At 51.0% G+C, this 23,770-nt stretch carries 23 protein-coding genes and 2 riboswitches; of the genes, 19 read left to right on the top strand and 4 right to left on the bottom strand.

The window, feature by feature from the left end:
* Window positions 1-63 precede the first annotated feature (63 nt).
* The 6 genes from DFP95_RS18010 to DFP95_RS17985 all read left to right on the top strand — a co-directional run bounded on the left by DFP95_RS18010 (window position 64) and on the right by DFP95_RS17985 (window position 6,930).
* A complete protein-coding gene (locus tag DFP95_RS18010) occupies window positions 64-1,614 on the top strand; it encodes a DnaD domain protein (RefSeq protein ID WP_245987719.1) in 1,551 nt (516 codons plus the stop codon).
* Window positions 1,615-2,081: 467 nt separating this feature from the next.
* Window positions 2,082-3,029, top strand: coding sequence for a primosomal protein DnaI (gene dnaI, locus DFP95_RS18005; RefSeq protein WP_115994050.1), 948 nt, complete (start codon window positions 2,082-2,084; stop codon window positions 3,027-3,029).
* An 815-nt stretch (window positions 3,030-3,844) separates the two neighbouring features.
* On the top strand, window positions 3,845-4,936 hold the full coding sequence (locus DFP95_RS18000) for a sulfate ABC transporter substrate-binding protein (RefSeq protein ID WP_245987718.1): 1,092 nt from the start codon (window positions 3,845-3,847) through the stop codon (window positions 4,934-4,936).
* Between the two features lie 32 nt (window positions 4,937-4,968).
* Entirely contained in the window at window positions 4,969-5,814 is an 846-nt protein-coding gene (gene cysT, locus DFP95_RS17995) for a sulfate ABC transporter permease subunit CysT (protein WP_115994048.1), read from the top strand.
* 6 nt (window positions 5,815-5,820) lie between these two features.
* Window positions 5,821-6,687, top strand: a complete 867-nt coding sequence (gene cysW / locus DFP95_RS17990; RefSeq protein WP_115994047.1) for a sulfate ABC transporter permease subunit CysW — start codon at window positions 5,821-5,823, stop codon at window positions 6,685-6,687.
* A gap of 51 nt (window positions 6,688-6,738) precedes the next feature.
* Window positions 6,739-6,930 (top strand): YezD family protein, encoded by a 192-nt coding sequence (locus DFP95_RS17985; protein WP_115994046.1) that lies wholly within the window; start codon window positions 6,739-6,741, stop codon window positions 6,928-6,930.
* A gap of 167 nt (window positions 6,931-7,097) precedes the next feature.
* Here the strand turns inward: DFP95_RS17985 and DFP95_RS17980 are convergent, their stop codons facing one another.
* The gene (locus DFP95_RS17980) at window positions 7,098-7,244 is read right to left on the bottom strand and encodes a YqzM family protein (protein ID WP_115994045.1); all 147 of its coding nucleotides are present in this window, start codon (window positions 7,242-7,244) and stop codon (window positions 7,098-7,100) included.
* 203 nt (window positions 7,245-7,447) lie between these two features.
* Here DFP95_RS17980 and uvrC point away from each other — a divergent pair, with 203 nt between their 5' ends.
* The 7 genes from uvrC (at window position 7,448) to DFP95_RS17945 (ending at window position 13,311) form a co-directional block, all read left to right on the top strand.
* Complete coding sequence (uvrC, locus tag DFP95_RS17975; protein WP_115994044.1) at window positions 7,448-9,412, top strand: excinuclease ABC subunit UvrC; 1,965 nt, start codon at window positions 7,448-7,450, stop codon at window positions 9,410-9,412.
* Window positions 9,413-9,674: 262 nt separating this feature from the next.
* Complete coding sequence (locus DFP95_RS17970; protein WP_115994043.1) at window positions 9,675-9,875, top strand: cold-shock protein; 201 nt, start codon at window positions 9,675-9,677, stop codon at window positions 9,873-9,875.
* Between the two features lie 78 nt (window positions 9,876-9,953).
* The gene (locus tag DFP95_RS17965; RefSeq protein ID WP_342768255.1) at window positions 9,954-10,172 is read left to right on the top strand and encodes a cold-shock protein; all 219 of its coding nucleotides are present in this window, start codon (window positions 9,954-9,956) and stop codon (window positions 10,170-10,172) included.
* A gap of 195 nt (window positions 10,173-10,367) precedes the next feature.
* Window positions 10,368-10,955 (top strand): class I SAM-dependent methyltransferase, encoded by a 588-nt coding sequence (locus tag DFP95_RS17960; protein ID WP_115994041.1) that lies wholly within the window; start codon window positions 10,368-10,370, stop codon window positions 10,953-10,955.
* A complete protein-coding gene (locus DFP95_RS17955) occupies window positions 10,945-11,556 on the top strand; it encodes a DedA family protein (RefSeq protein ID WP_115994040.1) in 612 nt (203 codons plus the stop codon). Before DFP95_RS17960 ends, DFP95_RS17955 begins: the two co-directional genes overlap by 11 nt.
* The gene (locus DFP95_RS17950) at window positions 11,553-12,245 is read left to right on the top strand and encodes a response regulator transcription factor (protein WP_115994039.1); all 693 of its coding nucleotides are present in this window, start codon (window positions 11,553-11,555) and stop codon (window positions 12,243-12,245) included. Before DFP95_RS17955 ends, DFP95_RS17950 begins: the two co-directional genes overlap by 4 nt.
* Window positions 12,235-13,311 (top strand): sensor histidine kinase, encoded by a 1,077-nt coding sequence (locus DFP95_RS17945; protein WP_115994038.1) that lies wholly within the window; start codon window positions 12,235-12,237, stop codon window positions 13,309-13,311. Before DFP95_RS17950 ends, DFP95_RS17945 begins: the two co-directional genes overlap by 11 nt.
* On the opposite strand, the gene DFP95_RS17940 is transcribed toward DFP95_RS17945, so the two are convergent.
* A complete protein-coding gene (locus tag DFP95_RS17940) occupies window positions 13,256-14,974 on the bottom strand; it encodes a CPBP family intramembrane glutamic endopeptidase (protein ID WP_115994037.1) in 1,719 nt (572 codons plus the stop codon). The genes DFP95_RS17945 and DFP95_RS17940 overlap by 56 nt on opposite strands.
* Before the next feature lie 262 nt (window positions 14,975-15,236).
* Window positions 15,237-15,420: riboswitch (cyclic di-AMP (ydaO/yuaA leader) on the top strand.
* Between the two features lie 94 nt (window positions 15,421-15,514).
* Between DFP95_RS17940 and DFP95_RS17935 the strand changes: the two genes are divergently transcribed.
* From DFP95_RS17935 to DFP95_RS17915, 5 genes are all read left to right on the top strand, one after another.
* The gene (locus tag DFP95_RS17935; protein ID WP_115994165.1) at window positions 15,515-16,855 is read left to right on the top strand and encodes a TrkH family potassium uptake protein; all 1,341 of its coding nucleotides are present in this window, start codon (window positions 15,515-15,517) and stop codon (window positions 16,853-16,855) included.
* A gap of 17 nt (window positions 16,856-16,872) precedes the next feature.
* Window positions 16,873-18,216, top strand: a complete 1,344-nt coding sequence (locus DFP95_RS17930; RefSeq protein ID WP_245987717.1) for a TrkH family potassium uptake protein — start codon at window positions 16,873-16,875, stop codon at window positions 18,214-18,216.
* Between the two features lie 16 nt (window positions 18,217-18,232).
* Window positions 18,233-18,895 carry a potassium channel family protein gene (locus DFP95_RS17925; RefSeq protein ID WP_115994036.1) on the top strand — a complete coding sequence of 221 codons (663 nt, stop codon included), beginning with the start codon at window positions 18,233-18,235 and terminating at the stop codon, window positions 18,893-18,895.
* A 44-nt stretch (window positions 18,896-18,939) separates the two neighbouring features.
* On the top strand, window positions 18,940-20,184 hold the full coding sequence (locus DFP95_RS17920; RefSeq protein WP_115994035.1) for a cation:proton antiporter: 1,245 nt from the start codon (window positions 18,940-18,942) through the stop codon (window positions 20,182-20,184).
* A 61-nt stretch (window positions 20,185-20,245) separates the two neighbouring features.
* The gene (locus DFP95_RS17915) at window positions 20,246-21,025 is read left to right on the top strand and encodes a polysaccharide deacetylase family protein (RefSeq protein ID WP_115994034.1); all 780 of its coding nucleotides are present in this window, start codon (window positions 20,246-20,248) and stop codon (window positions 21,023-21,025) included.
* 61 nt (window positions 21,026-21,086) lie between these two features.
* On the opposite strand, the gene DFP95_RS17910 is transcribed toward DFP95_RS17915, so the two are convergent.
* Both DFP95_RS17910 and DFP95_RS17905 read right to left on the bottom strand, forming a co-directional pair.
* Window positions 21,087-21,743 carry a 3D domain-containing protein gene (locus DFP95_RS17910; protein ID WP_115994033.1) on the bottom strand — a complete coding sequence of 219 codons (657 nt, stop codon included), beginning with the start codon at window positions 21,741-21,743 and terminating at the stop codon, window positions 21,087-21,089.
* Window positions 21,744-21,750: 7 nt separating this feature from the next.
* A riboswitch (cyclic di-AMP (ydaO/yuaA leader) is annotated at window positions 21,751-21,912 on the bottom strand.
* Between the two features lie 83 nt (window positions 21,913-21,995).
* Window positions 21,996-22,904: a LysR family transcriptional regulator gene (locus DFP95_RS17905; RefSeq protein WP_181907498.1), complete on the bottom strand. Its 909-nt coding sequence runs from the start codon at window positions 22,902-22,904 to the stop codon at window positions 21,996-21,998.
* 174 nt (window positions 22,905-23,078) lie between these two features.
* Here DFP95_RS17905 and DFP95_RS17900 point away from each other — a divergent pair, with 174 nt between their 5' ends.
* Complete coding sequence (locus DFP95_RS17900; protein ID WP_115994032.1) at window positions 23,079-23,756, top strand: succinate dehydrogenase cytochrome b558 subunit; 678 nt, start codon at window positions 23,079-23,081, stop codon at window positions 23,754-23,756.
* Window positions 23,757-23,770: the final 14 nt, after the last annotated feature.

The following is a 23,770-nucleotide window of genomic DNA, read 5'->3' as shown; positions in this document are numbered from 1 at the left end:
CGAAAGGCTTCGTTACCCCGAACGCGGCGGAGTCTTTTTTTACATGTCTTCGGGAGGTTGGATTTGTGCTACAATAGAACAACCATTATTCAAGCGAAAAGAGTTGTCGATCCCGCGATGCGCGTATCGAATATCATGGAGTTTACGGAAAATCACCGTTATTTTACGAATCGAGATTTTGCCTTGAGCGGTTTGGACCGCAAGGTGTTCATTACTCTCTATCAGCCGATGGTAGGGGCGGTTTCGGCTGCTTTCTATCAATTACTCTATCATCAGTTTCCGGAAGAGAGCGCGGGTTATTCCGTTCCGGAGCCGCAGCGCAAGCTGTTCTTGGGACTCGGATTGGAGCTTAACGCCACGGGTCGGCAAACGGCGATCGATGCCGCATCCAGACTGGAAGCGGTTGGCTTGCTTCAAGTGTTTCGCAATCATAATCCTTTGACGGAAGAGTCCATATACGAATACGTGCTGCAACGTCCTCTTAGTTATACGGAATTTTTCTCGAACTATCATCTTACTCTCTTGTTAAGGGATAGAATCGGCAAGTCCGCGCTATTGGAGCTGAAGGACGGCTTTGAAGTTGCCCAGCCCCCCGAGCTGGCCCGGTTCGTCAACAGGGAAGAGGCGACGATGCCGTTCTACGAAATGTTCCGCATCGGCTCGGCAACGCTGGATCCTGAGCTCGAGATGGGCTGGCAGGAGAGCGCAACGGCCAAAGAACGGACGCCGGCGTTCAAGACGCAGGAAAAGATACGCCACGGCGAGATGATGCTGCGTTTCCCGCGCGGATCCGCTAACCGGTCGTTCGTCGAGCGGCTTAACCGGGCGCCGGAGTCGATGGCGCAGCTGAATTACTTGGCTTATAAATTCAACCTGGAAGTACCGGAAATTTGCCGTCTTCTCGACGAAGACGGAATATTCCACTCCGACGGCACGCTGACTTGGGACGAGCTTCAGAACCGGGCCAACCTGATGTACCGTCAGGATCGCAAGCGGGACGAGGAACGGGAGAGATTTCTCGCGCGCGGCGAAGAACGGCAGATACCGGTGAACGAGGAACCGGCGGCAACGAGTTCCTCCATGCAACTTGACATACCGGAGCGGTTCCAAGAAGAAGTGACGGTTGCCCGGTATAACGAGATGTTGCGCCGGGAGCCTTATACCCGGATGCTCGAGCGTTATTTTCCCGGAGCGGTGCCGGATCCTTTCGTCCGTATTTTCGAACGAATCGATCTGAATTACAAGTTACCGGAACCGGTCATCAACGTTCTTATCCATTACGTTTTCTCCTTGGGCCACGCGCAGCGATTAACCAAATCCTTCGTCGATTCCATTGCGTCGAATATGCTGGCGAAGGGTATCGACACGCTTGATAAGGCGGCGATGTACATACGAGAGCAGGAGAAGCTGAACGTATCGCTGGAACGCAAGCGTCGCGGGGAAGAGACGGCGAGAGACGGCGGAAGTTCCTTCGGATCGCAAGGTCAGGCAAGAAGCGGGCGCCGCAAGCCGGCTATGTCCGTCGTTAAGGATAACGGGCCGGTCAAGGAAATGTCTCCGGAAGAGCTGGAGAGGATGAGAGAATTAGCTCGCAAAATGAAAGAAGAGAGTTAGCGGCGTGTTAACCGACTATTAGTGATTGTACTTGTAGGTTTATGAAGAAATGCTTTTGAAATTCTCGGCCCGGATGGCGAGTGGTGGGCGGAGTTAACGAAGTTACTTAGCTATCTCGGCTCGGATGGCGAGTGGTGGGCGGAGTTAACGAAGTTACTTAGCTATCTCGGCTCGGATGGTGAGTGATGGGCGGAGTTAACGAAGTTACTTAGCTATCTCTGCTCGGATGGTGAGTGATGGGCGGAGTTAACGAAGTTACTTAGCTATCTCGCTCGGTTGGCGAGTGGTGGGCGGAGTTAACGAAGTTACTTAGCTATCTCGCTCGGTTGGCGAGTGGTGGGCGGAGTTAACGAAGTTACTTAGCTATCTCGCTCGGTTGGCGAGTGGTGGGCGGAGTTAGTCTACGTAATTAGCGGGCTTTGATTGAGGTCAAGGTTAAGATATCATTCAATCTAGGGGGAACGGGAATGGAATCAATAGGTGAAGCGTTTCGAAGAATGCCGGTCATCGAAGGATTGGAGAAAACGGAGAAGATAGCCAACCAAGTGCTGAACGATCCGTTGGTACTGAAATTGCGTTCCCGTTACCCCGAGGTGGACGATCATGTGCTGAAGATTAATCTGAATAGGCTTTACCAGATGACATCGGAAGCTCGGGCATGTAAGGAATGCCCGGGCTTAGATAAATGCCCCAATGATATGCAAGGACATTCCACTGGAATCCAATGCACGGAAGTGGGAGGACGGTGGCAATTAAATGATTACAAAACTGCGTGTTCCAAGTGGACAGCCAACGAGCAGCAACAACAAATCCGCCGCAGAATTTCAAGCTTTTACGTGGACGAGGCTGTCTATAGGGAAAATTACGATGAAACGGAAATGCTGCAGGATGCCAATCGGGAACCAGCCATTCACGAATTATTGAACTATGTCCGGACAACGAAGAGCCAAGGTTTGCAGAAGAAAGGCTTATATTTGCAAGGTAGCTTCGGAACGGGTAAAACCTATATGGCCGGTTATCTACTGCAAAAGCTGGCCAGGGAAGGTTTCTCCGGTGTAATCGTGTACATGCCGGAGTTCGTCGAGGATGCGAAAGCTCTTATGTTCGAGCCTCAGAAGCTGAAAGAAACTCTTTCTTTGATGAAAGAAGCCGATTTACTTATTTTCGACGATATCGGAGCGGAGAATTTGAGCCCGTGGGTCAGGGATCATGTGCTCGGAGCTATTCTCAATCACCGGATGAACCGCAAGCCGACCTTCTATACTTCCAATCATGATTTGGAGGACTTGGAACGGCATTTCAGCTTTACCCATAAGGAAGGCGAGGAAATGCACAAAGGACAGCGTCTAATGGACCGGGTTCGTCCGTTCGTCGACGTCATTCACGTTCGCGGCCGCAATCACCGGGGAAGTTGATTCCCGTAAGTCGCGGAACGTGACAGAATTAGCCCGGTTTCTCCGGGCTAATTCGCTTAAGCCTGATCATTCCACTCAATTAACCCGACTGCGCCGGGCTAAACCGCCTGAGCGTGCTTGTTCCTCGCAAGTAACCCGACTCCGCCGGGCTAAACCGCTTGAAACCATTCATTCCTCGCAATTAACCTGACTTTTGCCGTTTACTCGTGGGTACTCGCTCATTTATAGCGCAAGGTCGTTCTAAACCCGTCTACAGTACCAAATCCGATGAATTGAAGCGGCATGGACCCTCTAAACCCGTCTACAGTGCCAAATCCGATGAATTAAAGCGGCAAGGTCGCTCTAAACCCGTCTTCGGTACCAAATCCGATGAATTAAAGCGGCAAGGCCGCGCTAAATCCACCTACAGTACCAAATCCGATGAATTAAAGCGGCAGAACCGCGCTAAATCCACCTACAGTACCAAATTCGATGAATTAAAGCGGCAAGGCCCCTCTAATCCTACCTAACCCTGCTAATTCCGAGTGAATAACTTGGACTCATGGAGCATGCTCAAGCTCTTGTTCAATCATTCACTACAGTCGTTTGCCGCAAGCTTAACATTTGTACCAAATATTCGAAATTATTTATCGTTATTTTTTATAGTATTTATTGACAGTAGGCAAGATCAACTGTTATTATTGCTCCAATACCAACTAAACGGGTAGTAATTATAAAAAGAGTAGGAATACAGGTGGTATCATGGACCTACGGATCGGCCATCCGGGTCTAAATGCACGAATTCAAAACTAAATTAATTCTAGGGGTGTATGAGAATGACAACATTTAAAACCCTCCGTCTCGTCCTTATCGCGACATTGATTATCTCGGTATTGTCAGCATGCGGATCGAATAACGGCAACAATCAACCGGCTTCCGAATCAGGCGCATCGACTCCGGCAGGCGAATCTAGTCCCGCTAGCGAAGCTCCCAAAGATATCGAACTGCTGAACGTGTCGTACGATCCGACTCGCGAGCTTTACGAAGAATTCAACAAAAGCTTCGCAGAATACTGGAAAGGCAAAACAGGCGGCACGGTAACGATCAAACAATCGCATGGTGGATCGGGTAAGCAAGCCAGGGCGGTTATCGACGGATTGGAAGCGGACGTCGTAACGTTGGCGCTCGGATACGACATCGACGAGATCGCAGCCAACGATTTAATCAAGCCCGATTGGCAGCAATCCTTTGAGCAGAACAGCACGCCTTACACATCGACCATCGTATTCCTCGTACGCAAAGGCAACCCGAAGGGAATCAAGGACTGGGGAGATCTGATTAAAGAGGACATCGAAGTTATCACTCCGAATCCGAAAACCTCCGGAGGAGCGCGTTGGAATTACCTAGCAGCATGGGGGTACGCTACGAAAACGCTTGGATACGACGAAGCGCAAACGCTGGACTTCCTCAAGCAGTTATTCAAGAACGTTCCCGTCTTAGACACCGGAGCGCGCGGTTCGACGACGACTTTCGTTGAAAAAGGAATCGGCGACGTGTTGCTGGCATGGGAGAACGAAGCTTATCTCGCGTTGAAAGAGTTCGGAGACGACTATGAAATCGTAACGCCTTCGATCAGCATCCTGGCTGAGCCGTCGGTTGCCGTCGTAGACAAGAACGTCGACAAGAAAGGTTCCCGCGCGGCAGCGGAAGAGTACCTGAAATATTTGTACACCGAACAAGGTCAGGAAATCGCTGCCAAGAACTTTTATCGTCCTCGCCTTCAATCGGTCGCCGATAAATACAAGGATCAATACGGACAATTAAACTTATTGACGATCGATCAAGACTTCGGCGGTTGGGCGGAAGCGCAAGCGAAGCACTTTGCCGACGGCGGAACGTTTGACCAAATATACACGCCGGGTTCCTAACAAAGGGCCGGAAGAGGAGTTAGGGCGGGCACATGACATTAATTCGCAAGAAAGACCGGGTATTGCCGGGATTATCGATTACATTGGGATTTTCCGTCCTGTACTTGAGCCTGATCGTTCTTATTCCGTTGGCCGCGCTTGTCATCAAGTCGGCCGAACTTTCTCCCGCCGAATGGTGGGATACGGTATCCGATCCCCGGGTCGTGGCCTCCTATCGGTTAAGCTTGTTGACCGCCTTCTTCGCGGCGCTGGTAAATTTGGTATTCGGTTTGTTGTTGGCTTGGGTGCTCGTGCGCTACAAGTTTCCCGGCAAGAAAATCGTGGACGGCTTGATCGATTTGCCGTTCGCGTTGCCTACGGCCGTCGCCGGCATTGCGCTAACGACGATCTACGCGCCTAAAGGCTGGGTAGGCTCCCTGCTTGAGCCTTTAGGCATAAAGGTAGCTTACACGCCGATCGGTATTACGCTGGCGCTCATCTTCATCGGGATTCCGTTCGTCGTCCGGACGGTTCAACCGATCCTGCAGGATATGGAGTCCGACATGGAAGAAGCCGCGGTGCTTCTCGGAGCCTACCGGGCGAGAACCTTCTTCAAGATCATATTGCCGGATCTGATCCCGCCGCTATTAACGGGTTTCGCGCTAGCGTTCGCTCGCGGAATCGGCGAATACGGATCAGTCGTATTCATCTCCGGCAACATGCCGATGAAAACCGAGATCGCGCCGCTGCTTATTATCACGAAGCTCGAGCAATACGAATACGCGCAAGCGGCGGCGGTAGCGGTCGTGCTGCTCCTCATCTCGTTCGTATTGCTTCTCATGATCAACATCTTGCAAAGGTGGAGCAATCGCCGCCTTCGCACCGTAAAAGGAGGGTAACCGGAAATGGCGGGAATCGTTACGAATCCCCGATCGGGGAAAAGCCAGCCGGCTAAGCCTCACTTGACGGAATCAAAGGCCGTGCGCTTTGTTTTAATCGGCATCTCGCTTCTTTTTATAGGGCTTATCGTCATTCTTCCCATGGTCTCCGTTATCGCGGAGTCGTTTCGTAAAGGCTGGGAAGCATACTTATCCGCGCTAACCGATCCGGACGCGATGTCGGCGCTTAAATTGACGTTAATCACCGCATTGATAGCAGTTCCGCTAAATACGATATTCGGCGTTGCCGCGGCTTGGGCGATCACGAAGTTCAAGTTTCGCGGCAAAAACCTGCTAGTCACCTTAATCGACCTACCCTTCGCGGTATCCCCTGTCGTGAGTGGGCTCATCTATGTGCTTTTGTTCGGCGCCCAAGGTTTCTTGGGGCCTTGGCTGGATAAACATGATATCGATATTATTTTTGCAACGCCGGGTATCGTTCTTGCTACTATGTTCGTTACGTTTCCCTTCGTAGCCAGAGAGCTCATTCCTCTCATGGAGGCACAAGGCGTGCAAGACGAAGAAGCGGCCGTCAGTCTTGGCGCGCGCGGATGGAGAGTATTCTTCAAAGTCACGTTGCCTAATATCAAATGGGGGCTCCTGTATGGCATGATCCTCTGTAACGCGAGAGCGATGGGGGAATTCGGAGCGGTATCCGTCGTATCCGGGCATATCCGGGGAGAGACGAACACGCTGCCTCTGCACATCGAAATCGTGTACAACGAGTACCAATTCAGCGCTGCTTTCGCCGTTGCTTCTCTGCTGATGTTGCTCGCGATCATAACTCTCGTCGCTAAATCCATTTTGGAGAGTCGCATGCATCAGGAGCAATAAACCTAATACTTAAACTAACGATGGGATCATTCCATTCAGGAGGGAAACGAGATGGCGAAACCGGTAGAAGTAGACGAACGTTGGTTGGGTCGTATTGCCGAGCAGGTAAACGGTTTGGAATACGGAGAGGTAAACATCGTCGTGCATGACGGCAGAATCGTGCAGATCGAGCGCAAGGAACGCAAACGCTACGACGATTCGTCCATTCGCGTCGTCAAGCAGGAGCGGAACGAAGCCCAATAGAACGAAGGTCGCTGTTTTCCGACGATATATAAGAAGAATTTAATCGCGCGGTCCTTCGAGAGAAGGGCTGCTTTTCTGTTAGGATGAATAAAGAGAAGAACTAAACTAAAGCAAAAGCCGCCATAGGAGCAATGCTCCTGGCGGCTTTACTGGTTGAATGCCATTGATTAAGAAATAACAAATTTAACGATTACCGCTGCAGCGAACACAACGAGCATGAAGCCGAACATGGCCCCGAAGCCGATAGCCGTATCCATAAAATCGTCGCGCGGCTCTTCGTTGATGTGCTGGCGGGGATCTCTAACGTTTTCCATGGGAAGCCTCCTGACACATTCGATAAGTATAGTATACCCAACATCGCTTTTTGTTGTAAAGTATTCCTGCATGACGCCGGTGACAAGTTTGCGAAGTTTGCCGCATCCGAAATCCGGTGAAGTCATGAAACCCCAAGCTGTGCTACAATGAGAAGAACGGGTGTTCTGCCCGATATTCATTCCGCTTAGAGGAGGTGCCGTTCATGGACATCCTGAATCCTTCCGTCAGCCAAGAGAAGGCGATGGTCAATATTCGCCACAAGCTGGCGCTGCTTCCCGACCAGCCGGGCTGCTACTTAATGAAAAACGACGAAGGCAAGATCATATACGTAGGGAAAGCCAAGGTACTGAAAAATCGCGTGCGCTCTTACTTCTCTGGAAGCCACGATGGCAAAACGCAAAAGTTGGTTTCGGAAATCCGCGATTTCGAATATATCGTCACGGCAAGTAACACGGAGTCGCTTATCTTGGAATGCAATTTGATCAAGGAGCATTTTCCTCGCTACAACGTGCTGTTGAAGGATGACAAATCGTTCCCCTATCTGAAAATCACGCACGAGGCTCACCCTCGCTTAGAGGTAACGCGGAGAGTCGTGAAGGACAAGGGCAAGTATTTCGGCCCATACCCCAACGCGTATGCCGCGCAGGAAACGAAGAAGCTTCTGGATAGGTTGTACCCGTTGCGTAAGTGCAATACGCTACCGGACAAAGTTTGCTTGTATTACCACTTGGGGCAATGCGTGGCGCCTTGCGAGTATCCGGTGGAGCAGAAGGTTTACGACGACATGATCGGCGAGATCTCTCGGTTTCTGAACGGCGGTCACACGGATATCAAGAAGGAACTGAAGCGTAAAATGGAAGTCGCCGCCGAGGACTTGGAATTCGAACGGGCAAGGGAGTATCGCGACCAGATCATAGCGATCGAAGCTCTGATGGAGAAGCAGACGATCAATATGGCGGATGCCATGGACCGGGACGTCTTCGGCTATTCGACCGACAAGGGCTGGATGTGCGTGCAAATTCTCTATATGCGCCAAGGCAAAATGATCCAACGCCACGTGTCCGTATTTCCTTATTACGGCGAGGCGTACGAGGATTTCCTGAGCTACGTGACCCAATATTACAGCGACAATCCGGCTCTTCCCCGCGAGATGCTATTGCCTGCTCCTCCGGGAGCTTCGGAAGCGGAAGGAAGTCAAACGGCAGCTGATACCGTTACTGCGGATGCATCTTCTCCCGTCGAGGAATCGGATGCACAGCCGAATTTGATTTCCGAAACAAAGGAAGACTTCGGAGAAGAGATCGCTGAAGAGGGAGAGGCGGCTGAAGTGGGGGAATCTCTGCGCCGGTGGCTGAAAATCAAAGTAGCCGTGCCGAGGAGAGGCTCGAAACGCCAGCTAGTCGCGATGGCTTGCGACAATTCCCGCGTCGCGTTGGAAGAGAAATTCCGGCTGATCGAGCGCGACGAATCGCGTAGCGTGAAGGCCGTGGAAGGCTTGGCCGGATGGATCGGCATTCCGAGCGCTAATCGGATCGAGGCGTTCGATAACTCGAACATGCAGGGGGCGTCACCCGTTTCCGCCATGGTCGTGTTCACGAACGGAAAGCCCGACAAGAAGGAATATCGTAAATACAACGTAAAGACCGTCCAAGGTCCGGACGATTATGAAACGATGAGGGAAGTCGTCCGCCGCCGCTACGAGCGAGTACTGAAGGAGGGCTTGCCGTTGCCAGATCTGATCGTCGTGGATGGCGGTAAAGGACATATCGCTTCGGTCATGGACGTGCTGATCAACGAGCTCGGCATGGACGTTCCCGTGTGCGGGTTGGCTAAGGATGCCAAGCATCGCACGGCGCAGCTGCTCATAGGAGATCCGCCGGAGGTCATACCGTTGCCTCGCGACAGTCAGGAGTTTTATTTGCTCCAGCGCATTCAAGACGAAGTTCACCGCTTCGCGATTACGTTCCATAGGGAGAAGCGGGCCAAATCGATGATCGCTTCGCGCCTGGACGCTATTCCCGGCATCGGCGAGAAGCGCCGCAAACAATTGCTTAGCCATTTCGGCTCGTTGAAGGCCATCAAAGAAGCTTCCATCGATGATTTCAAGGCGGTATCCATCGGGGAGGCGCTTGCGCAACGAATACTCGAGACCTTAAACGCGGAATAAAGCATGCGATAAATTTTCGAGAAAAGCAGCTGTAGCAACGGTTTATAAGCGACAGCTGCTCAATGCGCGGATTTCCGAAACGTAAAATTGCTTTCGGCGGCCGAGTGTGGTACAATCAATATATTGAAGCGACAACTTAATTCACATAGCGTAGAGGGTTATTCTTTTAGTGCTATTAATAACCTTGTACGATATGTGAATTTTTTATTTCCACAGGTAAATAAAAGGTCATGTAATTAAGAACAATAAGGTGGTAATCAGTATGGAACAAGGTACAGTGAAATGGTTTAACGGCGACAAAGGATTCGGATTTATCGAAGTTGAAGGCGGAAACGACGTATTCGTACATTTCAGCGCAATCGTCGGCGACGGCTACAAATCGTTGGATGAAGGTCAACGCGTTGAATTCAACATCGTTCAAGGCAACCGCGGACCGCAAGCCGAAAATGTCGTAAAACTGTAAATTTAAGTCTCATGCCCCGAACTTCTCGTTTGGGGCATTTTCTATCGCATCATCATTAGATCGACTTTAGAAAGAGGGATGCAAATGTATTATTCACGGAAAAGACCGATAGAAGATATACCTCAGGTATTAACGGAAATATGGTCTTGCGCGGATGAGAACTGCAAAGGATGGATGAGGGACAATTTTTCGTTTTCGATTGCTCCCGTGTGCGCCCAATGTCAATCCCAAATGTTCAAAAACGAGAGAATGGTTGCCGCGGTCGTGAATACAAGTCCCAATCAGATTAAACAATAAGTCGAAACGCCTTAATAACGTGTAAACCGCAACCGCACGAGGTTGCGGTTTTTTTGCGCGTTCTTGGACCAATGGCTTTCTTTTCTTTATTAAATCTTCAGAAATTCCTCGGGTCGTTCCTTATTTTTATTAGATAAGATTAGCTCGTCGGATCGCATGGGTATCAATAAGCGGCTGACGAGGAGGCTGATTGATATGCGTATCGTAAGCAAAGAAGCCCGGTTGTTTCTGCGGAAATTCATGGGCAGTCCCAAGGAAATCGGTAGCGTCATTCCTAGCTCGCGGCATTTAACGGGAAGCATGGTACGGGCCGTACCTTGGCATAATGTGCGAAAGGTAGCCGAATTGGGAGCGGGAACAGGAGTCATTACGGAAGCGATCGCGCGCAACGTATCGCCAGATGCCAGAGTGTACGTTTTCGAGAAGGACTCGGGCATGCGAAGAAAGCTAAGGATGGATTATCCCGATTTCGTTCATGCCGCGAACGCCGTTCATTTGGATCGGGTTCTGGGCAGCGACGGTCAGTCTCAGGGCCAATTGGATTGCATTCTCAGCGGGCTTCCGTTTTATAATTTCCCGCAAGCGTTCAGAGATAGTTTGCTTGAGCAAATCGTGAACGGATTAAAGCCGGGAGGGCTATTCGTGGCGTTTCAATATTCGCTTCAAATGAAGAAACAACTATCGAAGCATTTCGTTATCGAGCGAATCAAGCTCGTGCCGTTGAATTTCCCTCCCGCTTTCGTATATATTTGCAGGAAAGGGAACGAACGCGATGGAAAGTAGCCTGTTGGACCAGTGGATAGGGCAATTCGGATATGCCGCCATGTTCTTGGCATTATGCTTAGGGATCATTGGAATTCCAGTGCCGAACGAAATCGTGGTCATGACGGCCGGTGTTGCCGCCGGTACTGGGTATTTCTTGCCGCTTCCGGCGTTCGCGGCTACTTACGCCGGCGTCGTATCCGGCATATCCTTCGGGTACGCGATGGGCAGGCTATTTGGTCCGTCCATCGTCAAACGGCTTATGAGCTTAGGCAATCGGAGGATCGGAAAGGGATTATCGGGTAAGTGGTCGAAAAGATACGATGGGATCGGATTAAGCCTGAGTTATTTTATTCCTTTGATTAGGCATCTGATGCCCTACCTGACAGGTATGAACAAGATGCCCTACGGTAAACTCGCGGTATACGCTTATGGTTCGGGGTTTGTCTGGACGTTGATCTATTTCTTGTTGGGCTATTATGCGGGCAATCATATTCGGGATATCGAAGAAGCGCTAATTCGTCACGGCTCCACCCTTCTCTGGCTCATCGCAGTGCTGGGGAGCGTATTCGTTATCGTTCGATCGACGAGATCGCGAGAAAGGAAGGAAAGTCTCCCATGAGCAAACAAACCGTCCTGGTCGTGGACGACGATTCCGAAATCCGGGACGTCATTCATGTGTATTTGAGGAATGAAGGATATCGAGTTCTGGAAGCGGGGAATGGCATCGATGCGTTAGAGGTCATCTCGAACGAGCCCGTTCAACTCGTTATTCTGGATGTCATGATGCCGGATATGGATGGAATCAAGGTATGTCTTAAGATCCGGGAGACGATGAACATTCCCATCATCATGTTATCCGCGAAGCAAGAAGATATAGATAAAATCACGGGGTTATCGACCGGCGCGGACGACTATGTCGCCAAGCCCTTCAGTCCGCTCGAATTAATGGCAAGAGTAAAAGCACAGCTTCGCCGACAGGGCATCGTCTCCAAGAACGAAGCAGGCGGTTCCGTTATTCACGTCAACGATTTGGTCATCGATATCGCCCAGCATCAGGTGACGGTGAACAATAAGGCCGTTTCCTTGACTCCGCTTGAATTTTCCATCCTGGAGCTGTTGGCCAGCCACAGAGGCCAAGTCTTCCATGCCGATAAAATCTACGAGAAGGTGTGGGATGAACCGTCGGGGTATTCGGAAAACACGGTCATGGTCCATATTCGCAATATCCGCGAGAAGATCGAGGATAATCCACGGGAGCCCCGGTATATAAAGACGGTATGGGGAGTAGGGTACAAAATTGAAAAATAACTTCTGGTCGATTCTGTCCGGACGAAAAAGCATTCGGGTTCAAATGATATGGGCGTTCATTGCCAGCATAGCGACGAGCTCCGTGGTATCTATCTCGATCCCAATTGGCTTGGTGTTCGACGTACCCGTATCCGTAATCGTGTTCATAGGGACATTCGCCGTCTCGTTCATGTTGTTTACCCGCCATACGATTAAGTTCATGCGGACGTTATCCGATGGCTTAACCGTCATCTCGGCAGGGAATCTCCATCATCGGATACCTACCGTTCGGAAAGACGAGCTGGGCAAGGTAGCCGAGCATATCAACGCGATGGCCGAAAAGCTCGAAAGCCTGATGGAGAAGGAGAGAGACGCGGAGAAATCGAAAATGGAGCTGATCACCGGAGTGTCCCATGATCTAAGGACGCCGTTGACGAGCATTATCGGTTACTTGGAGTTGTTAAAAGAGAAAGGGTATCGCGATGAAGCCGAATTCGAGCGTTTTATCGGAAATACCCATAATAAAGCGAGGCAGTTGAAAAACCTTATCGACGAATTGTTCGAATATACGCGTCTGTACCATAGCGGGGCGAAGCTGGAGCTCGAAACGATCGACCTCAAGCAGATGTTGATCCAAATGGTCGCGGAAATTCAACCTCTTGCTGAAGAAGAACGAATTTTCCTGAACTTGGAGTTGCCCGATCGCCCGTTATTCATGAGGATGGATCCCGAGCAGATGAGGAGAGCGATCGATAATTTGCTGATGAACGCTTTGAAATTTTCGATCAAGCCAGGGGTAATGAGGGTTTCGCTGATCATAAGCGATCAAAGCGTTATGATTACGGTCGAAAATGACGGGCAATCGATAAGCAAGGAACAGGAAACGTTGCTGTTCGATCGATTCTATAAAATCGATGGTTCGCGCTCGATCGACAATCTAAGGGCCGGAGCGGGCTTAGGGCTGTCGATCACGCGAGGCATAGCGGAGCTGCACGGCGGTAAAGCGTATTTGATTCACGATGCCGGGCATTTCAAGTTCGGGATAGAGCTGCCTTGCCCCGCAGCGTTCGATGCAGCCACCAAATGACGATACCTACGAGACCCGGCATGAGCATGCTGAAGACGCCGCCGAGGAAGTCTCCGGGAAGGCCGTCGAACATCATCTGCATGCCCATAAGGATCGCGTCCAAGGTGACATGGGCAAAGATAACGGTGATAATGCCGAATCGGAGCATGAACCAACCGAACAGGAACGACATGAGAACAAGCTCGATAACCCGCGTATACACCGGATAGATGGCGTAGCCGACGTGGCCAAGAGCCCATAGCAATCCGGGAGGAACGATCGCGATCGTCGTCAGGATGATCGTCGTTCTGCGCGACGGCTCGCGACGGAGTAGCTTGCGCGCGCCTCCCACGAACCAACTTCGGAATACGCCGATACCGAACAACCTGCTCTGCAACTCCTCCGATATTCCCGCGCACCAAGCCAACAATGGCAACAATAACGGAATGCTCATATTGTACATGGATTGCGTGGCGTCCGACGAGGCGAACGAGCCTAACGATTTCTCGAGCACCAGCAAGATGAAGGATTGGGCACCAAGCAGAATGAAGGCGAGGAAGTATCCTTCGCGCATGCTTCTTAACACGGCTTCGCCGTATCCGGACTCTTTCCATCTCGGCCATAATGAGCGCCCCATCGACTTCCATAACCCGTCCCCTCCGACGGCGGAGAAATAAGTGAGCACGGCCATCGCCCCGTAGGTGATCAAGCTGAAGACGATATTCAGGTTATTGCCTAGACTGATTCCTTCTTCCCATGTTCCGGCGCGGAGTCCCGGAAGCATGTTGAACGTAAGACCTGCGTATAGCGCGAAGAACAGCACCGACAAGAAAATGCCTCTGCGATAAGAGGTATGTCCTCCATGCGTTCCGGTATAGATGATGGCGATGATAAACAACACGATCTGAGGAAGAATGAATCCGAGCACGGATAATTTGGCTGCCCAACTTTCCTGAACATTAATGTAGCCTGTGAACGCTTCGGGTAAATCCACGCCGTAAACGACGGACCCGCCTTGCCATGGCGGAAAGGAGGAAGCCGTCGATTCGAATCCCTTCGGCATCGACACTTTAAGCCATAGCTTAGCTTCCCCGATGTCGGCTTTCCGCGAGGAGTAAGTAACGGAGCCTTCTTCGTCCGGAACGCCCGCCCATTTCCAATCGCTTGGATTAACGCCCCAGAATGCGGCATATTGAATCGCGCGGGCGGCGAATTGTTCATTGCTAAGACTCGCTTCGGCCGCTCCGGTCGTCGTTGAGGAAGAAACGCCGAGCTGCTGCCAAGCGACCAAAGCCCCGGTCTCCATATTCATCGATAAGAGCAAGCTGCCGTCGAAATCGCTTGATCGCAGTTCGACAACGTAAATGTCGGTCGGAGTGCTCGCGGACCATTGCTTGTCGTATTGCCCGAACAATTCGTATTTGGACAAATATCCCGTCGTATCGCCATCCGACAGGTGCGTAACCGTGGTTTCATCAATTCTCGCGGGCTCGATTCCGAACCGGTCGCCTGCCCATTCAATAGCTTTATTTTCGGCTTCCGATCGCGTCATTACGTGCTGAACATCCATGTTGAACAATTGCCCGGTCACGGGGAATACTTGGATGAATAGAAAGAGTACAAAACCTACGGCCGACGCCCAAATCCACCGTTTATCCAACTGGGAGGATCCCAAACGATTCAAAAAGCATCTCTCCTTATGCAATAGAAGCTCAAGTAAACGCATACAGTGTGCTTAATCTAATGACTGCCTTAATTTCCATCAAGTATCTCTCATTTTCGCCGAAAATGAAAGGAAAAGGAACGATAATCACTGTCCGAGGGCATATCCTTGAGCATGTTCATGCTAAAATCGTTCAAACGAGTCGGTTTGCCCCCTTTTTGGTGTTGTCCCCCTTTGATGGAAAGAATATAATTCCTAAGTACGTCTTGAAACCGTAAAACAATTCAATAACCAGCCGAATTTCTTTAAGAAGAAAACGGGGGAACCAACCGATCTCGCGCGTACAAGTCTAATGTATTCGGAGATTCCGGGGTGAATTCCAAAGCGCGCGATATGCGCGATGGATAGGGCGGCCTGTTCGAGCCCGAACCCGACAGCTAACCTCGTAGGCTATTACGAACAGGACTCGCGTGCGAAATCGAAGCACTGGGGTTCCAGTGTTTTTTTTGTTGCTTGAAATCCGCAAAACGACGTGAATAAGCAGTAGAGGTGACTGACTTGATTAGACAAACGGTTCGGTGGTTCGGCGTATCCCCTCCAAGAACTTTGTTGTTGGGATTCTCCTTCATAATCTTCATCGGGGCTCTATTATTGAGATCGCCGATATCGTCCGTGGAGGGCGAAAGCATGTCCTTTATCGACGCATTGTTTACTTCGACATCGGCGACGTGCGTAACCGGGCTAGTATTGTTCGATACCGGCACTTATTTTTCCACGTTCGGGCACTGGGTTATCCTATTTCTTATTCAAATCGGCGGAATCGGTTTCATGACTATGGCGACGTTATTCGCTTTGATTCTAAGAAGAAAAATTTCGCTTAAGGAACGACTCATCCTGCAGGAGTCCTTGAATCAAGGCAGCATCGAAGGGCTTGTCCGATTAGTCAGAAAAGTCATCATTTACGCCTTAGCTTTGGAAACGGTCGGAGCGATTTTGTATACTTTTCGTTTCGCGTTCGACATGCCGTTGGGCAAAGCGATTTACCATGGCGTTTTCCATTCCATATCCATTTTCAATAATGCGGGCTTCGATCTATCGGGCGATTTTAGCAGCTTCTCCGATTATTCCACCGATCTGTATATGAACGTGGTTTCGATGGTTCTGATCATTCTCGGAGGGTTCGGGTTTATCGTGCTGGCCGACTTGTTCGAATTTCGCAAAAAATCGAGATTTTCCTTACATACGAAAGTCGTTCTTAGCATGTCTGCGGGATTGATCGTGATCGGGGCCGCCATTATTTTCATCTTCGAGTATACGAACAGTCAATCGATCGGAAGCTCCGGCTTCGGCGAAAAGATGCTCGTCTCCTTTTTCCAGTCCGTTACCACTCGTTCGGGCGGAGTAACGACCGTGGATATCTCCACTTTCAGACAAGCCACGCAGTTTTTTATTATCATCTTAATGTTCATAGGCGCATCTCCGGGCTCGACGGGCGGCGGGATCAAGACGACGACGTTCGCCGTTCTGGTCGGAGCGGTGCTGGCTATGATTCGCGGCAAAGAGGATGTCGTGCTGTTCCGACTGAGGCTGGCTCAGGAGAGGGTTTATAAGGCGGTTACGGTCACCTTGTTTTGTATCGGTATCGTCATGCTAGGGACGATGATCTTGGCGACGACGGAGGATGCGGCGTTCTTGAGAATATTGTTCGAAGCCACGTCAGCGTTCGGAACGGTAGGTTTATCGATGGGATTAACGGGCGATTTAAGCACATCCGGGAAGTTCACGATCATTTTCCTCATGTTCATTGGAAGGCTTGGTCCGCTGACGTTAACCTATGCGCTCGGGCCTAAGCCGGGCCGATTGCTCTATCGCCATGCGGAGGGCAAGATCATTATTGGATAACCGAGGAGGTAACGTCATTGCGCAAGTTGCTTCGTTCCATCGTAGCTTCCCCGCCGAGAATTCTCGTTCTGGGATTCGCCGCCATTATTTTTCTGGGAGCCGGTTTGCTCATGTTACCCTTCTCTCACTTGCAGGGAGCTGCTCCGAGATTTATCGACGCCTTGTTCACCGCGACTTCGGCAACCTGCGTAACGGGGCTTGTGGTGGTCGATACGGGAACTTATTGGACGACGGCGGGGCAAATCATCATACTGGCGATGATTCAAATCGGCGGGCTAGGCTTCATGACCATGTCTACTTTATTCGCCATCATGCTTAAACGGCGAATCTCGCTGAAAGAAAGGCTCGTGCTTCAAGAAGCCTTAAACCAGTCAAGCGTCGAAGGGATTATCCGACTTGTGCGCAAAGTCGTCGTTTACTCCCTCACGATCGAACTCACGGGCGCGATCCTGTTCGCGATAAGGTTCATGTTCGATATGCCCGTCGGCGAAGCGATCTACAAGGGCGTATTTCATGCCGTATCCTTCTTTAACAACGCCGGATTCGATATTATGGGCGACTATCGCAGCCTTGTCGATTACGTGGGCGACCCATTGGTCAACGTCGTAACGATGCTGCTTATCATTCTCGGCGGTTTGGGATTCGTCGTGCTGGCGGACTTGGTTGAAATTCGTAATCCCAAGCGGAAATTATCCCTACATTCGAAAGTCGTGCTAAGCATGAGCGGGTTTTTGATCGTGGCGGGAGCGGCGGTTATTCTATTGTTCGAGTTTACGAATGCGCGCACGATGGGGCCGCTAGGATTCGGCGAGAAGATATTTGCCGCGTTCATGCAGTCCGTATCTCCCCGAACGGCCGGGGTCAATTCCGTCGACGTCGGCGCATTAAGGCAGGCGACCCAATTCATCATCGTAATTCTCATGTTCATAGGGGCGTCTCCGGGTTCAACGGGGGGAGGAATCAAAACGACGACGTTCACGGCCTTGGTCGGAGCCGTCTCGGCCATGATAAGGGGCAAAGAGGACGTGGTGCTGTTCAGGTACAGACTGGCGCAAGAGCGGGTATACAAGGCGTTAACCGTTACGCTATTCGCATTCGGACTCGTTATTCTCGTGACGATGATCTTATCGACAACGGAGGATCACGGGTTTCTGATGATCCTATTCGAAGTCACCTCGGCGTTCGGAACAGTCGGATTGTCGATGGGGCTAACGGCACAACTGACAGTGGCCGGCAAAATTATTATTATCCTCATGATGTTCATCGGCCGATTAGGGCCTTTAACCTTGACTTACGCGCTTGGTCCGAAGCAGGGGCGCGCATTATACCGCAATGCGGAAGGCAAAATCATAATCGGGTAGGAGACATTATAAACAAATGAAAATGAATCAGTTCGTCATCATAGGGCTAGGTCGTTTCGGCTCGAGCTTAGGAGAGGAGCTCGTCAAGCTGGGCTACGAGGTTCTCGGCGTGGATCGCGACGAGGAGAAGGTCCAAGAGCTTTCCCATATTCTCACGCATGCCGTCGTCGCCGACGCGACAGAAGAAGAGGTACTGCGTTCCATCGGCGCCCGCAACTTCGACTGCGGCGTCGTTGCGATAGGCGACGATATTCAGGCGAGCATACTGGCTACGATTTTATTGAAGGATCTTGGGGTGAAGAAAGTCGTCGCCAAAGCGGTATCCGACTTGCATGGGCGGGTTCTGGAACGGGTCGGAGTGGATAGGATCATCTATCCCGAACGGGATATGGGTATCCGGGTCGCTCATCAGCTTGTATCGCCGAATTTACTCGATTATATCGAGCTTTCGAAGAAGTACACGATTGCGGAGCTTGCGGTACCGCAATGCCTGTCGGGCAAGTCTCTTGACGACGTGAATCCAAGGGGAAGGTTCGGCTGCAGCATCGTGGCGATCAATAAGCCTAAAGGAATCATTATCGCCCCGGTAGCGAAGGACGTTTTGTCTACGGACGACGTCATGGTCGTTATCGGCACGAACCAGCAAATCGAACAATTCCAAGAATCGATCGGACAATAGCCCGGTCGTTTTGTTAGCCATGTGAACGGAGCGGAGAAGAATAGATGGATAACGAGGTTATGCAAACGGTACGCCACGTCTTGCTTCTGGTCTTAATCGTCTTCGGTATCGGAATCATCTCGGGCAGAGTGGCTAAGTGGTTGAGGCTGCCCGACGTCGTGTTATTTATTGGAGCGGGAATGCTGCTAGGACAAGGGATGCACCTGATAGCGGAGCAAAGCAGCTCGCTTACGAATCAGCTTATTTTGGCGGTCGGATCCGCGTTGATCCTATTCGATGGCGGACGCAACATTCGGTGGCATGGTTTGAAAAAGGTTGCCGTATCCGTTACTTTGCTGAGTACGGTCGGAGTCGTAATTACGGCAGGGCTTTGCGGCTACGTCGCGCATGAAGCATTCGGTCTGGATTGGATGACCTCGCTGCTGATCGGAGCCGTCATTTCTTCCACGGATCCGGCAACGATTATCCCGGTATTTCGACAGGTGAAGGTTAGGGAGCGCTTAAGGGAAACGGTGGAAAGCGAATCCGCTTTTAACGACGCGACGGGATCGATTCTGACGTTCGCTTTGCTTGCTGCCATTGTCGGAGGACAATCCTTGAACATCGGAGAAATCTCTTATGATTTTCTAAGAACGGCGCTTGGCGGAATTGCGGTCGGATTGGTTATATCCTTCATCGTTGTTTTCTTGGTTGCCCACGCTAGCTGGGGCTGGTTTCGCGAATACGCGGCGATATCGATGATATCCGTGTCGCTTGCAGCTTATTTGGCTGGAGACATGCTTCACGTTAGCGGATTGATGGCTACTTTTACTGCTGGGCTCGTATGGGGGAACGCGCATCTTCTTGGTTTGTCCGTTCCGGACAAACAGAAGGAAATGGGACATGTCGCGGACAACGCCTCCGTCATGATGCGGATGTTTATCTTCATTTTATTGGGAAGCCAAGTCGACTTTTCCCTTCTGGGCGAATACTTATGGCCTTCGCTCGCGGTCGTGGCTATTCTCGTGTTCATCGCTAGACCGCTTACGGTATTCGCTTCCGTCTTGCCGGATCTGCGTTCGCGATGGACTTGGAAGGAAATGTTGTTCATGTGTTGGGTTAGGGAGACCGGGGTTATACCCGCCGCGCTGTCCGGTATCATCGTTGCAAGCGGTATTCCATACGCGGACCGAATTGCCGCGGTCGTGCTAATGGCGGTCGTATTCACGATTCTCGTTCAAGCAAGCACTTCCGCTTGGTTGGCCCGAAAGTTGGGGCTGGAGGAAAAGGATTCAACTCCCATTGAATGAAAACCATCCCATTCGCTCAGGATATAGATAAGACGAGAGATAGAATGGGGAGGATGGCAAGATGACGATGTCGCGTTGCAAAAAAGCGGTGATGGTGCTGGTGGGCGCCGTCACCCTTTTGTCGTCGGGGGGGAATTATTCGGAAGCGGGAGCGCACGTTAAGCCGAAGACCACGGGGGGCTCCTGGTCCGAATTGCAGCGTAAATACGATGGCGTCTTCGTGTTGTCCGCTTCGCGGGGCTCGCGTAAAGTCGCGTTGACTTTCGACGACGTACCCGATCCGAGATATACGCCGAAGGTGTTGGACGTGCTTAAAGCCAAGAAGGTTCAGGCGACGTTCTTCGTCGTCGGTACGCGCAGCATGAAACATCCCGATATTGTAAGGCGTATCCACCGAGAGGGCCATAACATCGGGAATCACAGCTACAGCCATCCGGATTTCTCCAGACTGCCTTTCGACAAAGTGCAAGAGCAAATTTATCGGGCGGAGAAAACAATCGATGGAATCGTCGGGTTTAAACCGCGACTCGTTCGTCCACCATACGGAGAAATATTGCCGAAGCACTTGGAGTGGGCGAAAATGACGGGGTATACGGTTGTCAATTGGGATGTCGATTCGTCGGATTGGCGCCAGTTGAGTTCGGATCAGGTGTTCAAAAACGTGACCCGTTCCGTTAAGCCCGGTTCCGTCGTCTTGCTGCACGCCGGGGGAGGAGAGGGGCAGAATTTATCCGGTACCGTGAAAGCTCTGCCGAGAATAATCGATTGGCTCCGAGAACACGATTACGAGCCCGTTACGCTGACGGAATTGCTGGCCATTCCCGAGAAGAGAAAGGGGTGAATGGGCAAAGGCTATCCAGGCGAGGTGGATCGCGCCTGGATAGCCTTTGGTTATTGCCTTGTTATTTCAAAATATAAACCTTAACGCTTTGGTTGCCGAAGCCCATGACGAAATCTCTTGTGCCAGGGACGAAAATGTCGATGCGATTGCCTTTAATCGCGCCGCCTTTGTCGGTTGCGGTGGCGACTAGTCCACCCGCAGGCAAGCCGGCGAAGTTGTAGCCGGTAATATAAACTTTCGTTCCGAAAGGAATGACAGTGGGATCGACCGCGATCGTTCCGAGCTTGAGCGCGTTGCCGAAGTAGTCGACGGAGCCCCATTTACCGTTCTCTTCGGCGGAAGCCGAGTATGCGGTCGCTTTAATGTCGATCACTTTGGAGAAGGAGAGGGATTGCCCGGTTACGGTAGTCACGGACTGCGCCGGATTTGCCGGCTCGACCGTCGCTGCTTCTTTCGTTTCCATTTTGGAAACGGTCGAAGAATTGCTTGGAATGACGATCTTCAGTCCCGCGTAAATATTTTGCGGATCGACTTTCGGATTCGCCGCAACGAGTTGCTGCATCGGGACGTTTAACTGCTTGGATAGCTTCCAAAACGTATCTCCGTCCTTTGCCGAATAAGGCGTTGCCGCATTCGCGGTCAATGCGGGAACGAGCAAAGTCGCGCCCAGTACAAGCGCCGCGGATCGAGAGGTAAGCTTTTTCCAATTGTATATCATTTAAATAGTGTCCTCCTGGTTGGGCCGGCGAGGTTAGCTGTCGGATTCGGACTGGGAGATCAGCCCTACGCTTAACGCGATTCACCCCTAGTGCTTTTTACGGTTAAACAACCGGACATGCACTTTCGATATTTTCCCCCGCACCTAACGGTTTTGGCCGGATTTTGATTCTGTAAGAGGTTACCACACGAGCTCTGTCTTTAAAACCGGTAAGTAAAGGAAACAAGGCTTAAACCCGTGTGGCGCTTAAGATTAATGATGATTGTCGCGGCGAGCGAAATAGGCAGTGGTTTCCTCGATTAGGTAGCGGGTGGAAGGGGGAAGCCAGGCAGGATCCCCATGAATTAAGGAAGTCGTTCTCTTCGTTTCCTCAAGCTCGCGGATACGCACGAGATACAGGTCGTTGTCCTGCAGAACTTGATCGCGAAGATACGATTTCGGAAGCAATGTTCCGGCGCGACACGCGGATAATAAGCGAATGATCGCTTCGAAGGAATCGATCTCCATTCTTACGTCCGGCTTAAGATTGTATTTACGGAATAACTCGTCGGTCATCGTCCTGTACCAGGTGCCGGGAGCGAACAGAATCATCGGCAAGCCGTCTAAATCCGCCATCTCGAGATGGGTTCTTTCCAATATAAAGTGCGTACGCGGAAGGACGAGGATGAGATGATCGTCGAATAAGGGTAAACTGGTAATGGCAGGGTCGTCGATAACGGAGGAAGCGACGATTCCGAAATCGACCTTGCGCTCCTTGACCAGCGTGGCAATTTCATGGGATTTGCCCGTAATCGCCTTAATCTCCAAATTCGGGTGATTCTCGGTCATCGCGGTAATCAATTCGGGCAATGTGGTCTGAAGAGTCGTCAAGCTCGCGCCTATCGTGGCAAGCGGCGCTTCCGAAGACTTGAAAGCGTTCAGCTTCTGAAGGTAAGTGCCATGAAAGCGGCGCAGTTCCAATGCGAATTCATAGGTCACTTGACCGGCGGCGGTCAATTCCAGTCTCTTGCCGACTCTCCGGAACAAGTCGACCTCAAGCTCGGATTCAAGCCTGGCAAGGCGACGGGAGAGTGCGGGTTGGGACAGATTCAATCTCTCCGCGGCTTTGTTAAGGCTCGTTTGTTCCACGATCGTTGCGAATAACCTCATATCTTCAAGCACTTTAGCCCGCTCCCTTATGCGTATTTGGTATAAGTTTTAATATTAAATAAGCAGTTCCATTATAAGCGAAAATAGAGTAATCTTAAAAGCGGTGACAAATGGTGACGAATGGCAAGATATTGCATAATCGTTATCTGAGTCTAAGCACGGATGCGAAAGGAGATCAACACAGACATGGCAAGTAAAGGTAATTCCTACTTACCGAGAAAGCTTCACTCGTTGCTCGGAGTAATCCCGCTCGGATTGTTCATAATCGAGCATGCGGTGGCGAACTATACCGCCTTTGAAGGAGGACAGGAGGGCTTTTCGAAAAGCATCAACTTTCTGAATAGCATTCCTCTGGTTTTCTGGGTGGAATTGTTCGTGATATGGCTTCCGATTTTGTTCCACGGAGTTTACGGACTGTACATCGCTTACCAATCCAACGTGAACACCGGAAGATTCAGCTACGGTCGGAACTGGGCCTTCACCGCGCAACGGATTACGGGTGTAATCACGTTTATTTTCGTGGCTTGGCATTTCTACGAAACGCGAGTCCAGATTATGCTGGGCAATGTTACGCATGAGGAATTAGGACAGCACATGAATAATATTCTTAGCGATCCTCTTACGGTTACGGCCTACGTCATTGGAGTAATCGCGGCAACGTTCCATTTCTCCAACGGTCTCTGGGCATTCCTTGTGAGCTGGGGCATTACCATTGGACCGCGCGCGCAGAAGGTTTCTTCGAACATCTGCATGGTTATTTTCGTGATCGTCTCCGCGCTGTTCTTGCTTTCCATTTTTGCGTTCCGCGGCGATGAATTCGCTTCGGCCGCGGCGTCGGCGTTGACCTCGTTATCGGTAGGTTAAGATGACGCTTGCGA

Origin of the sequence: Cohnella lupini, from assembly GCF_003386205.1 — a bacterium.
GTDB lineage: Bacteria > Bacillota > Bacilli > Paenibacillales > Paenibacillaceae > Cohnella > Cohnella lupini.
Note: the sequence above shows the minus strand (reverse complement) of the source record. Positions and strands in the feature narration are given on the sequence as shown.